At 67.0% G+C, this 16176-nt stretch carries 11 protein-coding genes; 5 read left to right on the top strand and 6 right to left on the bottom strand.

Annotated elements, in window-relative coordinates; genetic code table 11:
- Positions 1–32: 32 nt before the first annotated feature.
- Both QRO95_RS16105 and QRO95_RS16100 read right to left on the bottom strand, forming a co-directional pair.
- The gene (locus QRO95_RS16105; RefSeq protein WP_285302987.1) at positions 33–2141 is read right to left on the bottom strand and encodes a phosphocholine-specific phospholipase C; all 2109 of its coding nucleotides are present in this window, start codon (positions 2139–2141) and stop codon (positions 33–35) included.
- A gap of 8 nt (positions 2142–2149) precedes the next feature.
- The gene (locus QRO95_RS16100) at positions 2150–4528 is read right to left on the bottom strand and encodes a TonB-dependent receptor (protein WP_121503741.1); all 2379 of its coding nucleotides are present in this window, start codon (positions 4526–4528) and stop codon (positions 2150–2152) included.
- 150 nt (positions 4529–4678) lie between these two features.
- On the opposite strand from QRO95_RS16100, the gene QRO95_RS16095 reads away from it, so the two are divergent.
- Complete coding sequence (locus tag QRO95_RS16095) at positions 4679–6208, top strand: OmpA family protein (protein ID WP_285302986.1); 1530 nt, start codon at positions 4679–4681, stop codon at positions 6206–6208.
- Positions 6209–6220: 12 nt separating this feature from the next.
- On the opposite strand, the gene QRO95_RS16090 is transcribed toward QRO95_RS16095, so the two are convergent.
- Together QRO95_RS16090 and QRO95_RS16085 are read right to left on the bottom strand one after the other, a co-directional pair.
- Complete coding sequence (locus tag QRO95_RS16090) at positions 6221–7147, bottom strand: c-type cytochrome (protein ID WP_032128430.1); 927 nt, start codon at positions 7145–7147, stop codon at positions 6221–6223.
- Complete coding sequence (locus QRO95_RS16085) at positions 7144–8490, bottom strand: cytochrome c (RefSeq protein WP_285302985.1); 1347 nt, start codon at positions 8488–8490, stop codon at positions 7144–7146. The genes QRO95_RS16090 and QRO95_RS16085 overlap by 4 nt, the downstream gene beginning before the upstream one ends.
- 183 nt (positions 8491–8673) lie before the next feature.
- On the opposite strand from QRO95_RS16085, the gene QRO95_RS16080 reads away from it, so the two are divergent.
- Positions 8674–9792 carry an alpha/beta fold hydrolase gene (locus QRO95_RS16080; RefSeq protein ID WP_285302984.1) on the top strand — a complete coding sequence of 373 codons (1119 nt, stop codon included), beginning with the start codon at positions 8674–8676 and terminating at the stop codon, positions 9790–9792.
- A gap of 82 nt (positions 9793–9874) precedes the next feature.
- Here QRO95_RS16080 and QRO95_RS16075 read toward each other — a convergent pair whose 3' ends face one another.
- A complete protein-coding gene (locus QRO95_RS16075) occupies positions 9875–11014 on the bottom strand; it encodes an MFS transporter (protein WP_285302994.1) in 1140 nt (379 codons plus the stop codon).
- 184 nt (positions 11015–11198) lie between these two features.
- Between QRO95_RS16075 and QRO95_RS16070 the strand changes: the two genes are divergently transcribed.
- Positions 11199–11894 carry an alpha/beta hydrolase gene (locus QRO95_RS16070; RefSeq protein ID WP_285302983.1) on the top strand — a complete coding sequence of 232 codons (696 nt, stop codon included), beginning with the start codon at positions 11199–11201 and terminating at the stop codon, positions 11892–11894.
- A gap of 147 nt (positions 11895–12041) precedes the next feature.
- Positions 12042–14246: a TonB-dependent siderophore receptor gene (locus QRO95_RS16065; RefSeq protein ID WP_285302982.1), complete on the top strand. Its 2205-nt coding sequence runs from the start codon at positions 12042–12044 to the stop codon at positions 14244–14246.
- Positions 14247–14361: 115 nt separating this feature from the next.
- Here QRO95_RS16065 and QRO95_RS16060 read toward each other — a convergent pair whose 3' ends face one another.
- On the bottom strand, positions 14362–15063 hold the full coding sequence (locus QRO95_RS16060; RefSeq protein WP_285302981.1) for a pirin family protein: 702 nt from the start codon (positions 15061–15063) through the stop codon (positions 14362–14364).
- A gap of 140 nt (positions 15064–15203) precedes the next feature.
- Here QRO95_RS16060 and QRO95_RS16055 point away from each other — a divergent pair, with 140 nt between their 5' ends.
- Entirely contained in the window at positions 15204–16124 is a 921-nt protein-coding gene (locus QRO95_RS16055; RefSeq protein WP_049461318.1) for a LysR family transcriptional regulator, read from the top strand.
- Positions 16125–16176: the final 52 nt, after the last annotated feature.

Here is a 16176-nt window from a genome sequence, read left to right as displayed (position 1 = left end):
AGCATGGCTCGACTCTACAAGGGCGGAGCGGCTCAATCGTGCTCGAACCGCAGTGGTTCGCTGCCCATCGCCGGGTCGCTGGTGCCAGGATGCCCATCCTCGGCGCGGCCCGCCAGGCGCAGCACACTCTCACCTGCGCTGACCTGCAGGTCATACCAGCCGGCGGTAGGCGTTGCATCCCACGCCAACGAAGTCTCTGCATCCGCGGGCAGTGCCAGCGTCTGCTCGGGCATGTGCCCGGCATAGGCACCGGCATGCACGCGCACTTGCTGTGCACTTTCACCCAGATTGCGCAGGTGCAGCCGCAGCTGGCCGTCGGCGCGCTCGACCGACGCATGCACAACGGGTCCTTTGGCAGCGCCCTGGAAGTGACGGTGGAAGCCGTTCGGGCCCAGCAGCCAAAGGTCGTAGCGACCGTGCACATCCAGCGGCCAGCGCTCCCGCAGTGGCGTGCCCGGTATCAGTGTATAGCGGCGTGGCACCGCACCCAGCCGTAGCCGATCGTAGACATGCAGGACCGCTGCCGCACCTTCGCAGGACAACACCAGTTCCACGCCCGATGTGTCGATCGCAGCAATCGATGCCTGCGGCCGGTAGGGCAGGGCACGCGCCGGGCGTACGCCACGTTCCTGTTGCGCCGGTTCCAGCCCCTCCGGCAACGCCGGCACGGTGCGTCCCGGCAGGGCGGCGGCACGTGCGGCCACCGCGCTCACATCGGGCAGGCCGTGTATGAACGGGCGGGTATCGCGCTGGGCGAAGTCGAAGGCGTTGCTCAGGTCTCCGCAGACCGCACGGCGCCAGGGTGAGATATCCGGTGCGGCCACGCCGAAGCGGCGTTCGATCAGCCGTATGACCGAGGTGTGGTCGTACACCTGCGAATCGACCCAGCCACCGCGGCTCCATGGCGAAATCACGTACAGCGGCACGCGCGGACCCAGCCCATAGGGGCGGCCGCGCAGCTCGGCGGCGTCGTACTTCTCGTCGCCCGGTGCCGGATGGCGGTGGTACTCGCCTTCGGTACTGACCGAAGACGTACCCGCCCAGCCACCGTTTATCGGTGAAGGCGGTGCCGGTGGCGGCATGTGGTCGAAGAAGCCGTCGTTCTCGTCGAACATCAGCAGCAGGGCGGTGCGGCTCCACACCTCCGGATCGGCGGTCAGTGCATCCAGCACGCGTGCGGTATAGGCCGCGCCCTGGGCCGGGCTGGAGGGGCCGGGATGCTCGCTGCCGGCCGCGTCGGCGATGATGAAGCTGACCTGCGGCAGACGCCCGTCGACCACGTCCTGGCGCAGTTGTGCCAGCCCACGCGTGCTGACCCCACGCGCGCGCAGCTGCGGGTCATGCCCCGGCGCAGCACGGTAGGCCTGGCGGAAAGACTCGAAGCCGGCCAGTGGGTTGTCGGTGAAGTTGTCAGCCATGTCCTGGTAGATCTGCCAGGAGACGCCCGCCTTCTGCAGGCGTTCGACATAGCTGGTCCAGCGATACGACGCCGGATGCCCGCCGTGCTCGGGGAAGTTGTCGTGCGAGTTGGCGATCACCGGGCCGCCAGCACGCGCGTGTGCATCATTGTGACCGGTCCACAGGAACACCCGGTTCGGGTTGGTTCCGGCCTGCATCGCGCAGTGGTAGGCGTCGCAGATGGTGAAGGCATCGGCCAGTGCGAACTGGAAGGGCAGGTCGCTGCGCTGGAAGTAGCCCATCGAATGGTTCTGCTTGGCCTTCGGCCATTGCCCCATGCGGCCGTGGTCCCAGGCGCGCTGTGCGTCCGGCCAGGTGTGTGGTGTGCCCTCCACCCGCATGTAGCCGAAGTGCGCAGCGGTATCCAGCGGGAACGGTGCGATCGCGCGCGTGCCGCTGGCATCGGGTTGCAGCCACAGGCTGCGCGTGCGGCCGCCGGCCTGCAGCGCCGGCGCGGGAGCCACGAAGCGATCGCCGAAACCACGCACGCCCGGCAACGTGCCGAAGTAGTGGTCGAACGAGCGATTCTCCTGCATGAACACCACAATGTGCTGCAGGTCTTCGAGGCTGCGCGTCTGCGCGGCGGGGGCGATCGCTGCGGCCCGGGCGATGCTGGGCAGCAGCGGGGAAAGGCCGGCGGCAACGCCGGCCTGCAACAACCGGCGTCGGCCGATATCAGTCACGGGCTCACTCACAGGTCCACACGGAAGGAGATGCCGACAGTGCGCGGGGCGCCGATGAAGGCGTTGTCGCGGCCGTCCACCCCTGCAAGATACCGCTTGTCGGTGAGGTTGCTCACCACCAGGTTGGCACCCATGCCCTTCAGGCGCGGCGACAGGCCCTGCAGGTCGAAGCCGATATTGGCGTTGAACACGGTGGCCGAGGGCAGCTTGTTGACGTTGGCGGCATCGAGGTAGCGCGTGCCGAGGTAGCGACCGGACAGGCCGAAGTTCCAGTTTTCGCCCTGCCAGTCGGCCGACAGCACCAGGGTCTGTTCGGGCTGGCCGATCACCTTGGCACCGTCGACGATGCCCAGCTGGGTATCACGTGCGGCATCGCCACTGCCCAGGTACTTGGAGCGGTTGTAGGTATAGGCGGCGTTGAGACGCCAGCCATTGTCCCAGCCGTAGCCGAACGCCGCCTCCAGGCCGTTGCTTTCCACGCCACCGAAGTTCTCGTAGACACCGTCGGTCTCGCCCAGGTAGTCGATGCCGCTGACGAAACCGGCCGGCAGATAGACGATGCGGTTGTCGAACTTGATGTTGTACAGGGTGACCGACGCGGTCAGCGGCCAGCGGCTGATGCGCATGCCGACTTCGATGTTGTCGGCGGTCTCCGGCTCGACGTTGCGGAAGCGCTGCGGGTCGGTCTCGCCGAGCACGCCGGAGGGAATGGCGGCGAAGTTCTGCGAGAAGCCAGCGAACAGCTCCATGCCTTCCACACCGGGCGCCCAGGTGAAGCCGGTGGACAGCAGCGGATCGGACTTGGAGTCAGATTTGACGTGCTCGCTGGCACCGATCACGCGGCGGCGCGACTGGTCGACGAAGAACTGCTTCACGCCCAGGCGTGCGCTGAACGGCCCGAAGCGGGCCACGTCCTCGACGTAGTACATCTGCTCGTCAACCTTGTACTTGTCCTCGAACTGCACCCAGTACGGCTGATGGTCGAAGGCGATGTCCTGGCCGACGTTGAGCAGGCGATGCCAGTCGCGGCGCGCCGAGCGGTCCAGCTTTTCCACCCACAGGCCGCCGCGGATCGTGTTGTCGACCGCACCGAAGGTCTGCCGCCATTCGACGTCGGCGGTCACGCCCATGCGGTCGTTGTCGTAGTGGGTGTGGCGGTAGGACTGCGCGCCCAGCACGTTGCCCGCGTAGCAGTTCGGATCGTACTCGGCAGTGAAGCCCAGCCGTGGGGTGCAGCTGGCCAGGCGCTGCGCGGCGCTGCCATCGGGATTGACGAAGAAAATCTGGCCGCGGTTACTGCCACCGTACACGGTCTTTCCACCGATGTACTCCGACTCCGGGCGACCGGCACCATCATCGCTGACCTGCGCCAGGTAGGGGGGCAGCCAGTCGCCACGACCTTCCATGCGGTGCCCGTAAGCCGCCACCGAGGCCTTGAAGCCGTTGCCGCCGTCGAAGGCCGCGCGCAGGTAGCCGAAGGTGTTCTCGCGCAGCGCACGCGAGCCGGAACGGTAGTTCTGGTCCAGGTACGGAATGCCGGTGAGGGTGCCGACCAGGTTGTCGCGGTCCGGATTGGTGGCGAAGCCCTTCGGCGAGACGCTGGTGTACTCCGGCTCGTCGGCATCGTTGTAGGACAGGTAGCCGGTCAGCGTCCAGCGATCCAGCTCGGTGATGAACTTGCCGGCGATGTGGTCGTTGCTGGTCTTGCCGCTGCCATCGATCCAGTCGTGCACACGTGCGGAAGAAGCGCTGACCCAGGCGCGGGTATGGCCGCCGAGCAGGCCGGTGTCGTAGCGCACGTAGTACTTGCGCGCCTCGTTGTCACCGGCACCGACCACGAAGCGCAGGCGGCTGTCCTGCAGTGGGTCGCTGGTGAGGAAGTTGAGCGTGCCACCCAGCGCCTCGTTCGAGCGCGAGGAGATGTCGGCAGTGCCCTGGCTGACTTCCACTGTTTCCAGGTCCAGGGTATCGATGTAGCGGTTGGCCAGCGAACCGCCACCGTAGCCCGAGCCGCCATTGGGCAGGCCGTCGATGGTGGTCCCGATCTGCTGGGTGTCACGGTTGGTCACGAAGCCGCGCATGCTGATCTGCGTGCCCCACACCGACGAACCGGTGGCATCGGCCTCGCTGACCACCACGCCGGGCACTTCGTTGAGCGCGTCGTTGACGCTGCTCATCACGGTCTGCCGGTTCAGTGTTTCCGCGCGCACCGAAGTCTTCGCGTAGCTGGTGGCCTGACCAATCACCTGTACCTGGTCGAGGGTACGCGCATCGCTGCTGCGCGCTTCGCCCGTATCGCCCTGCGGTGCTTCTGCGAGGGCGTCCAGGGCGGGGGCGATCAGCAGGGCCAGCAGCGAGACACGGGGAAAACGCGCAATCGTTCGCATCGAAACCGGACCTTCAGAGGGAGGAAACCCCGGAGTGTCGGCAGCGCCAATGACATCGGCATGACGTGGCAGCGCAGGAACGATGGCACTGTGGGGGCGGTCACGGCCTTCGGGTATGCTCGGCGCTTCAATGGACCTGAGGTGGTGACGATGCAGAAGCGATCGAAGATCTGGCTGGGAGGTGCAGCCCTGGTGCTGCTGGCAGGGTGCAACCGGACGCCCTCGGATGGAGAGGTGGCGCCGCCTGCGCCAGCCACGGCGGACGAGGCCGCAGCACCGGCCGCCGCCCCAGCGGGTTCAACGGCCGCCGCCGACGGCACCGCACTCACCGACCGCGATGGCAAGCCGGTGCCGCTGGTGCCTTTCGACACCGGCAGCGTGCCGCTGAGCGACACCACGCTGGGTGAGCTGCCGTTCTTCAGCCTGCCGCAGGGCTACGCGCCGCAGAACGCCCCGCACCCGCGCGCCTGGGCGCGCTTCCCGTTCCGGATGGGCGAGGGTGTGCATTGGGCGGAAGGTCCGAGCTGGTCGGCACGCATCGTGACCGACAGTGAGGCGGCCCCTGACAAGGCGTTCTCCGCGCTGGAAGTGCAGCGCAACTTCGACGGCGTGATCACCGCCGCCGGCGGCCGCAAGGTCTTTGAAGGCACGCTGCTGCGCGACATCTACTACGGCCCGCAACTGGAAGGCGAGATCGGGGGTGGCTTCATCGATGCGGTGAACGGTGAACAGGACGCACCCACCACCGTCTACGTGCTGCGCCAGGTCAACCGCACCGTGTGGGTGCAGCTGGCGGTGGACAGCAACGGCGCCGGTCTGGTGGTCGTGGATGACGTTCCGTTCAAGGCCACCGCGCAGTGGTCGGACAGTTTCCCGCACCTGTCCCTGCCGGCCGGCTATCGTGAGCGCAACACGCCCGAGCAGCGTGATTTCGATGCCTTCCCGTTCTGGACCGGAGATCACTTCGAACCGGTCGAGGGCCGCACCTTCGCTGCCGATTTCGACAAGGGCGAGCGCGAATACTCGATGCATGAAGTACGCCGCAACCTTGAGGCGATGATGGCCCAGGTCAACGGCACCAAGGTGTTCGAGGGGCGCATCCCGCACGAGGCGGCCGAGGGCGTGTCGAAGCAGGTGCAGTCGTCCTACGGCAACGCGGCCAGCTACAGCTGGGACAACTACGACACCCTGGTCTATCGCGTCGATCTGGCTGATGGCCGCCAGGTGTGGGTGCATGCTCGCCTCGAATACCTCAGCGCAGGCTGGGTCGTGGTCGAGCGCAAGGGTTTCACCCAGACCGCGGCGCTGCTGCCGGCCGATGCGTTGAAGAAGAAGCTGGACAGCGACGGCCGCGTGGCGATCCAGGTCAACTTCGCCACCGACAAGGCGCAGATCCTGCCGACGTCCGAACCGCAACTGGCGCAGGTGCTGGACCTGCTGCGTGCCGACCCGTCGCTGAAACTGTCGATTGAAGGCCACACCGACAACAGCGGCGCGGCCGCGCACAACCGCAGCTTGTCCGAGGATCGTGCGCGGTCGGTGGTGGCGGCGTTGACCGCCAAGGGCATCGCCGCCGACCGCCTGCAGGCGGCCGGCTTCGGTGCCGACAGGCCGGTAGCCGACAATGGCAGCGAGCAAGGCAAAGCGCGCAATCGCCGGGTCGAGCTGGTCAAGCGCTGAACCACGCCCTCCTCAGTACCGCGCGTCCTTGGGTTTCGGGTCGCGCGGCCAGTCCTTGGCCTTGTTGGCGAAGTCCGGCCGCGGTTGGTTGATGAAGTAGCTGGCGATGTCCACCGCATCCTGGTCGGGCATCACCTGCTGCCCCAGTGGCGGCTCGCGGGTCACCGCCGGCGGCATGTTGTGCTTGACGAAACCGGCCGCCTTGTACAGGCGCGCCATGCCGGCGCCGATGTTGAAGCTGTGGTCGCCCCACAGCGGCGGGAAGGCGATGTCACCGCTGGCGTCGCGCCGGCCTTCGCCGTTGTCGCCATGGCAGGCGGCACACTGCACGGCGTACAGCGCCTGGCCACGGATCGGGTCCGGGGTCAGCGTGCTGTCGATGGGGCCCTCGCTGGGGGCGGCCACCTTTGCACCGTCTGGCACGGGACTGCTCAGCCACGCCATATAGTCGAGCATGGCGCGCATCTGCGGTGAGTCCTTCGGTAGCGGCTTGCCGTTCATCGAGCGCTGCAGGCAGCCATTGATGCGCTCGGTCAGCCCGATCACCTTGCCCGGGCGCGGCATGTAACGCGGATAGGCGCCGCCGCCCGTATTGAAGTAGTGGTTGCCGAACGGTCGCTTGCCCTCGGCCATGTGGCACGAATTGCAGTTCAGATCGTTGCCGACGTTGTCCGGCAGCAGCCGTGCGGTCTCGTTGAGGAGGCGGCGGCCAAGCATCACCGATTCGGCATTGCCGAGCCCGGCGATCTCCTCGGCGCTGGGTGCGTGGTAATGGCCGACCACCTTGCCCTGCGCATCGAGGATATCGATCGTGCTGGCTACGGCAGCATCCAGGTCCGGGTACAGATGGCGATAGGCGAGGGTGCCGGCGCCGGCCAGCAGCACGAGGGTGACCACGCTGCCGACCAGCAGGCGGGAGCGTTTGCGCGAACGTTTCATCGTGCGGCCTCCTGCGGAACGTAGTGCACCGGCTTGTCACGCACCACCCGGCGCATGCGCGCCACGTCGACCTCGCTCACCGCGCTGGCCTGGTTGCCCCAGCTGCTGCGGATGAAGGTCAGGATCTGTGCCAGCTGTGCATTCGGCAGCTGCTCGAAACCGGGCATGGTGAAGGCCATGCGGTCGTGCGGGGTATGCGGCGTGCGGCCGCCGATCAGGGTTACCTGTACCAGCGAGCTGGGATCATCGGCGAACACGATCGAGTTGCCGGCCAGCGCCGGGTAGACCCGTGGCATGCCGCGGCCGTCGGCGCGATGGCAGGCCTGGCAACGCTCGGCATAGGCCAGCGAGCCGGCCACGCGATAGTCGCCACTGCGTAGTGCGGCGGTGGTGGTGTCGGTACCCGGCGACCACTGCGCACTGCGGCCCTCGCGCGCCGGCAGCTGTTTCAGGTAGCGGGCCATCGCCAGCAGGTCGGCGTCGGACAGGTACTGCGTGCTGTGCTCGACCACGTCGGCCATACCGCCGAAGGCCGCGGAGCGATCGGTGCGTCCGGTGCGCAGGAAGTCGACGATCTCGCCCTCGTTCCAGCTGGCCAGACCGGTTGATTCATTGCGCAGGTTCTTCGCATACCAGCCTTCCAGCACCGAGCCGGACAGGAACTGGCGGCTGCCATCATCGGCCATCGCCTTTTCCTGGAACGCCAGGCCACGTGGCGTGTGGCAGGCGCCGCAGTGGGCCAGGCCTTCCACCAGTTCGGCGCCGCGCTGCTGGCCGGCATCCAGCGACGGATCCGGGTTGAACGTACGCGGGCGTGCGAACAGCAGCTGCCACCAGGCCAGTGGCCAGCGCATGTTGGCCGGCCACGGGATCGTGCTGTCGGCGTTGCCCTGCTTCACCGGCTGCACCGAGCCCATGAAGTAGGCGTACAGCGCCTTGATCTCGGCATCGCTGGCGATCACGTATGAGGCATACGGCATTGCCGGATACAACGGCTGCCCATCGTGACGGATGCCGCGACGTACCGCGCGCTCGAAGTCGGCGTAGTCGTAGGCGCCAATGCCGGTGTCCGGATCGGGCGTGATGTTGGTCGAGTAGATCGTGCCCATCGGCGTCTGCATACCGAGGCCACCGGCGAACGGCTTGCCGCCCGGTGCAGTGTGGCAGGCGGCGCAGTCGGCGGCGCGCGACAGGTACTGTCCCTGCGCGATCAGCGTCGGATCGTGGATGTCGACCTGCGCCGTCTGTCGCGGTGCGAACCAGTACGGCGTGGTGCGGGCGATGCCGTAGGCGGCGGCAAACGTGGCGGCCAGGGCAATGGCGAGCTTGAGCGAGGTGCGCATGGCGGCACTGTGGGCAATCCCGCGCGCGCGTTCATTGATCCGGATCAATGACTGAACGGATACAGCTTGTACACCAAGCTGAATCGTTCCTGCGTTGTCATCAAGCCGTCATCCGCGCGCGATAGATGGCCCACGCCCGCGTCGCTAACCTGCCACGCTGTCGCACCTTTTCCCCGATTGCCCATGAAGCGCCTGCTGCTGTTGTTGCTGGCGTGCGCCGGCCTGTGGCTGGCTGCATGCTCCTCCTCGATCAATGCCTCGTCCACCTCGCTCGCCGACAGGCTGATCGCGCCAGGTGGCGTATCGACCCTGCTCGATCGCCCGCGTATTGCCGCGGCCATCGCCGAACTGCCCAACCGCCATGGCTTCGCGCCGGGCCGCGATGGCGTGCCGATCTTCTGGCGTGTATTCGATCCCGGCGATTACGGCGCGCGTTACCACTACCTGCCGCAGCGCCACGAGAACGGCCTGCCGCTGGATACCGGCCTGAGCCTGGCAGTACCGCAGCCGTTCCGCGCGCAGGCCCCGCGCGGCACCGTAGTGCTGCTGCACGGTTGGATGATGAACGGCGATTCGATGCTGCCGTGGTCGCTGCAGCTGGCCGAATCCGGCTATCGCGTGATCACGCTGGACCTGCGCAACCATGGGCAGTCCGGTGCAGGTCCGTCCGGATACGGCACCTATGAATCCGACGATGTGGTGGATGTAATCGGCGAGCTGCGTGCACGTGGTGAAGTAAACGGCCCGCTGTACCTGTTCGGCGTGTCCTATGGCGCCGCCACAGCGGTGTTCACCGCCGACAAGCTGGGCGACCAGGTGGAAGGCGTGGTGGCGATGGAATCGTTCGCCAATGCCGGTGTGGCGATCCGCACGATGATCCCGCACCTGATGGGACTGCAGCCGGAAGGCCTGAAGGCGCAGGCGGTGGCGTCGTACGCGCGCTGGCGCTACGGCGGCCAGGACATCAACCAGGTGATCGCCGCCGCCAGCCGCCGCATCGACGTCGATCTGGACCGCGTGGATGTAGCGCGCGCGCTGGCCGATACCCGCGCCTGCGTACTGCTGCTGCACGGCCAGGGCGACCAGCACATTCCGGTCAGCCAGGGCCGCGAACTGGCGCAGGCCAATCCGCGCGCGCACTACATCGAGATGCGCGGCGAGGACCACATCACCCTGCCGCTGCGACTGGACCTGCTGGCGGGCGTGGTCGATGACTGGATGGCGCGCGACGAGCACCATCCGCAGAGTGCTTGCCCGGCGCCCCAGCTGCCGGCCCAGGCCGAGTGGCTGACACGCAGCTGAGAAAAGGGGACGGAGGGGATTAAGTCGTTTCCCGCACAGCTGGGCCAGAAACGACTTAATCCCCTCCGTCCCCTTTTTTCTGTCAGGCCACCCGTCTTGCCAGCGAGCGCGCAGACGCCGCGACGCCCAGCAGCAGCGCGGCCACGCAGAGGAAGGCGAAGCCGAGGCTGGTAGCGTGTGCGAGTGCGCCGATCGCTGCCGGTCCGGCGAGGATGCCGGCGTAGCCCAGCGTGGTGACCGCGGTGATGGCGATGCTCTCCGGCATCACCCGCTGTTGGCCCGCCATCGAGAACAGCGCCGGCACGATGTTGGCGCAGCCCAGCCCGACCAGTACGTAGCCGGCCAGCGCCACCGGGAACGATGGCACCAGCGTCGCCAGGGTGAAACCCGCAGCAGCGGTGATGCCGCCGAAGACCAGGGTGCGGGTCCGGCCGAGGCGCTCGACGATGCCGTCGCCGAACAGGCGCATCGCGGTCATCGCCAGGGTGAACAGTGCGAAGCCGGCACCGGCCTGGTCACGTGGCACCTGCCGCACTTCGGCGAGGAACACCGCGCTCCAGTCCAGCATCGAGCCCTCGGCGAGGAACACCACGAAGGCCAGCACGCCGATGAACAGCACCACGCCATGCGGCAGTGCCAGCAGGGGGCCTTCATGCAGGATCCGTTGTGGGCGCCAGTGCGGTGCCGACAGCACTGCCACCAGCAGCAGAGCGGCCACCGAAACCAACGCGGCCAGCCACAGCGGCGTACCCAGGATCAGGATGCCGGTCATGCAGCCGGCACCGACGAAGCCGCCGATGCTGTAGAAGGCATGGAATCCGGACATCATCGCGCGCCCGGCGTCGCGCTCGACCGCGACCGCCTGCATGTTCATCGCACAATCCAGTGCACCGACGCCGGCGCCGAACACGAACAGGGCCGCGCCCAGCGCTACCGGAGAGGGCGCCAGCACCAGCAAGGGCAGGGCGCACAGCATCATCGCGCAGGTGATCACCATCACCCGGCGGCATCCCAGCCGCCCGGTCAGCGCACCTGCCAGTGGCATCGCCAGCAGTGAGCCGAGCCCGAGGCACAGCAGCACCGCGCCGAGGCTGGCGTCGGACAGCCCGGCCTTGGCCTTGGCGTAGGGCACCATCGGTGCCCAGGCGGCGGTGGCGAATCCGGGAATGAAGAAGGCAGCGCGGGTGGCGTGCTGCTGGGCACGTGGGGATGAAGGCGTCATGCGCGATACGAAGCTCCAAGGATCATCCATGAAAACGTTCTCAAGCGGGATCGGCAAGTGCCATGCATGACATCCAGCGACGCATACGATTGCAGTGACCCGAATGCGTCACCGCTGATTAACGCCAAAGACGGACAGTGGCGACACGGTCGGCATTCCGCCGGCCGCTGCCGGAGATCCGTACATGAGCACGACACCGACCATCCTCCTCGTCCATGGTTTCTGGGGCGGGGCCGCACACTGGGCCAAAGTGATCCTGGAGCTGCATCGCAACGGCCATGACCGCGTGCAGGCGGTGGAGTTGCCGCTCACGTCGTTGGCTGATGATGCAGGACGCACCCGGAAAATGATCCGGCAGATCGACGGGCCGGTGCTGCTGGTCGGCCACTCCTATGGCGGCGCGGTGATCAGCCAGGCCGGCAACGAGGACAACGTGAAGGGCCTGGTCTATATCGCAGCGTTCGCCCCGGATGCCGGCGAGAGCCCCGGTGGCATCACCCAGCAGCATCTGCCGGAAGCGGCACCGAACCTGGCGCCGGACAGTGATGGTTACCTGTGGCTGCGCGCCGACAAGTTCCATGAAAGCTTCTGCCAGGACCTGAGCGACGACGAAGGCCGGGTGATGGCGGTGACCCAGAAGGCGCCGCTGGCCAGCACATTCGGCGATGTGATCAGCGACCCGGCGTGGAAGCACAAGCCGAGCTGGTACCAGCTGTCCCGCCACGACCGCATGATCGCGCCGGAAAACCAGAGGGCCATGGCCACGCGCATGCAGCCCAAGCGACTGCTGGAGCTGGATGCCAGCCATGCCTCGTTGGCCTCGCAGCCGAAGGAGGTGACCGCGCTGATCCTGGAGGCCTGCGCCGCCATCGGCGGCTGAGCCTGCGGCAGCGCGCCGCACCACAGCACATCGCACGACAGCCGGGGCGCAGGGGAGTACACTCCTGCGCCTGCGGCCATCCGGCCGCGTCCCCGTCTTCCCTCCAGCCGCCGCCAGAGGATCCCACCCGATCGTGGAGGTCCCGTCGTGCTGTCTGTGCCTGATGCCCGTATTCCGTCCCCCTTGCCGCGTCGCCGTGCGTTGCCGCAGGCGCTTGCCCAGGGCCTGCTGATCACCGCACTGGCCAGCAGCGGCATCGCAGCCGCGCAGTCCGCCGCCGAGCCGGACAAGGCCGCCGAGGCCCCGGCGTCGCAGACCCTGCAGACCGTGCAGGTCACCGCCAACCTGCTCGGCACCATCACCGAGGGCAGCGGCGCGTACACGCCCGGCACCATCGCCACCGCCACCCGCCTGGTGCTGACCCCGCGGCAGACCCCGCAGACCATCAGCGTCATTACCCGCGCTCAGATGGACGACTTTGGCCTGAACGGCATCGATGACGTGATGCGGGTGACCCCGGGCATCAGCATCGTCACCTACGACAGCGAGCGCACCGAGTACTACGCACGTGGATTTGCCGTGCAGAACTTCCAGTACGACGGCATCCCGATGTCGCGTGACTCGGCCTATTCGGCGGGCAACACGCTCAGCGATACCGCGATCTATGACCGCATCGAAGTGCTCAAGGGCGCGACCGGCCTGCTGACCGGCATGGGCGATCCGGGCGCGACCATCAACCTGGTGCGCAAGAAGCCGGGCAAGGAGTTCGCCGGCAGTGCCACGCTGGGTGTCGGCCGCTGGGATGACTATCGTGCCGAGATCGATGTTGGCGGCCCGTTGACCGCCGATGGACGCGTGCGCGGTCGTGCGGTGGGCGCCTGGCAGGACAAGCATTCCAATCTCGACTTCTACCAGCGCACCAGCAAGGTGGGCTACGCGGTGCTGGAAGCCGATCTGGGCGAGCGCACCCTGCTGACCGTGGGTGGCGATGCGATGGACAGCGACCCGAAGGGCTCGACCTGGGGTGGCATCCCGCTGCTGGACAGTGCCGGCAACTTCAATGACATGCCGCGTTCGTTCAACAACGGCACCCGCTGGAGTGGCTGGCGCCAGTATGTGCGCACCGGTTTTGCCACGCTCGAGCATACCTTCGCCAACGATTGGGTGGCCAAGCTGCAACTCAACCACCAGGTCAACGGCTATGACGCCGCACTGGCCGGCGCCGCCGCCGGCAATCCCGATCCGTTGACCGGCGAGGGCGTCAGCCTGTGGCTCGGCAAGTACGTTGGCAAGACCGTCAGCAATGCTGCCGACTTCTATGTGAGCGGTCATTTCGGCCTGTTCGGGCGGGAGCATGAGCTGGTGGTCGGTGGCAGCGCCTCGCGCAAGCGCTGGACCAATACCGGCTACGGCCCGCAGGCGGGGTTCCCGGATACCGTGCCGGACTACAGAACCTGGAATGGCGACATTCCCGAGCCGGAGTGGCAGCGCAGCTACAGCAACAACGAAGTGACGCGTGAGAACGGCCTGTATGTGGTCGGCCGTTTCGACGTGGCCGATCCACTGAAGGTGATCGTGGGCAGTCGCCTGGCCAGCTACCGCTCGCCGGACACGCGCGAGACCGGCGTGTTCGTGCCGTATGCCGGCGTGGTCTACGACCTTGGCGAGCACTATTCGGTGTATGCCAGCTACAGCACCATCTTCAAACCGCATAGCGAACGCGACGAGCAGGGCAAGGCACTGGATCCGCTGGAAGGCCGCAGCTACGAGATGGGCCTGAAGGCCGAGTTCCTCGATGGGCGCTTCAACGCCAGTGCGGCGCTGTTCCAGCTCGACCAGGACAACTTCGCCCAGCCCACTGGTGGCAAGACACCGGACGGGCAGGATGCCTATCGCGCCCTGATGGGCGTGCGTACCAAGGGTTACGAGCTGGAAATGTCGGGCCAGCTGGCCGAGGGCTGGCAGGTGCAGGGTGGGTTCTCGCACAAGATCGCCCGCCAGGCCGGTGCCAAGGTGACCACACTGGAGCCGGAAAACCAGTTCAGCCTGCACACCAGCTACCGCCTGCGTGGCGACTGGAAGGGGCTGACGCTGGGCGGTGGCGCGCGCTGGCAGGATTCCACTTTCGGCGAGATCACCAACCCGGCCACGCAGGCCAAGGTGGTGCATCGCACCCAGCCTTATTGGCTGCTGGATGCGATGGCGCGCTATGAATTCAACGATCGCCTGTCGGCCACGCTCAACGTCAACAACCTGCTGGACAAGCGTTACTACACGATCTTCAGCTGGTACAGCACCTACACCTGGGGTGAGCCGCGCAATGTGCGGTTGGCGATGACGTACAAGTTCTGACGCCGGTGGTGCTGTAGAGCCGAGCCCGCGCTCGGCTGGCTGTCAAACCGCAGCCGAGCATGGCTCGGCTCTACAAATACGCCCGCGATGCTTTTCGGCATCGCGGGCGTTGTCATTACAGCGGCAGGTCGAACACCAGCACTTCGGCGTCGTTGCCGTTCTCCAGGGTCAGCTGCGCTTCGTCGCTGACCTGCAGCGCATCACCGGCTTCCAGGGTGATGCCATTGACCTGCAGCTGGCCTCGGGCCACCTGCACATAGGCGCCACGACCGTTGCCGAGGGCGTGGTGCAGCTTCTGGCCGCCATCGAGGATGGTGGCGAAGATGCGGGCATCCTGGTGGATGCGCAGCGAACCGTCGGCACCGTTCGGCGAGGCGATCAGGCGCAGCTGGCCGCGCTTGGTTTCCGGGGCGAAGTGGGTCTCCTCGTAGGACGGGGTGATGTTCTCTGCGTCCGGGAAGATCCAGATCTGCAGGAAGTGCACGGTCTCGTCGGCGGAGTGATTGAACTCGCTGTGGCTGACACCGCTGCCGGCACTCATGCGCTGCACGTCGCCGTAACGCAGCACCGAACCGGTGCCCATCGAGTCCTTGTGCTCCAGCGCGCCGCCCAGCACATAGGAAACGATCTCCATGTTGCTGTGGCTGTGGGTGCCGAAGCCATGGCCGCCGATCACCTTGTCTTCGTTGATCACCCGCAGCGGTCCGAAGCTGACGTAGCGGGGGTCGTAGTAGTTGGCGAAGGAGAAGGTATGGCGCGAGGACAGCCAGCCATGCTCGGCCAGGCCACGGGTAGCGCTCTTGCGGATCTGCAGCATGATGGAATCTCCTTGTTCGATGGTTTCGATGGAGCGGGGTGGGCTGGTAGCCGCTGTGTTTCCCCGTTGGAGAGAAGTATCCGCTTGCGCCCGGGGTTTGAAAAACGGATAGTTTTGACAGCCATCATCGAAAAATTCGAATGCTCAAACTCAGTCTCGATGCCCTGCAGATCCTGGACGCCATCGACCGCCGCGGCTCGTTCGCCGGCGCCGGCAAGGCCCTGCACAAGGTGCCTTCGACCATCTCCTACACCGTGGCCAAGCTGGAGGAGGACCTGGGCGTACAGCTGTTCGACCGGGTCGGCCCGCGCGCCGAGCCGACCGAGGCCGGACGCGCCCTGCTGGACGAGGGGCGGCATCTGCTGCGCGCGGCCCGCGAGCTGGAACTGCGGGTGCGCCGGGTGGCGTCGGGCTGGGAGACCGAACTGACCCTGGCGGTGGACTCGGTGTTCCCGACCTGGCTGCTCGGCCCGGACATCGCCGCGTTTCGTGAGGCCGAGGCGCCGACCCGGCTGCGGTTGATCGGTGAGGCCCTGTCCGGTACCTGGGAGGCCTTGCTGGACCGCCGTGCCGACCTGCTGGTTGGTGCGCCGGGCGAGGGTCCCAGCGGCGGCGGTTACGTGGTCGAGCCGCTGGGTACGGTGGAGTTCGTGTTCGCGGTCGCCCCCGGTCATCCGTTGGCTGCAGTGCCGGGCGTGCTCGGACGCGAGCAGCTGGTCGAGCACTGCGCGATCGCGGTCTCCGATTCGGCGCGGCGGCTGCTGCCGCGCACGGTCGGTCTGTTGATGGGGCAGGAGATGCTGACGGTGCCGGACATGGCCAGCAAGCTGAAGTTGCAGTGCGAAGGCGTGGGCTTCGGTTTCCTGCCCGAGCCCTGCGCGCGTGCGGCGGTGGCGCGTGGCCAGCTGGTGATCCGCGAGGTGGAGGAGCACAAGCCGGAAGAGACCTTCTGGCTGGCCTGGCGCACCGGCGAGGATGGCGCCGCACTGCGCTGGTGGCGAGAGCGCCTGCGCAGGCCGGAGCTGCTGTCACAGTGGTGGCAGTCAATGGCCAGGGGGTAGGGGTACGGCAGGGCTGCGCCCTGCACCCGCTACGCTCAGCAGCTACAGCCCC

The organism is Stenotrophomonas maltophilia group sp. Smal13 (assembly GCF_030236855.1).
GTDB lineage: Bacteria > Pseudomonadota > Gammaproteobacteria > Xanthomonadales > Xanthomonadaceae > Stenotrophomonas > Stenotrophomonas maltophilia_A.
Note: the sequence above shows the minus strand (reverse complement) of the source record. Positions and strands in the feature narration are given on the sequence as shown.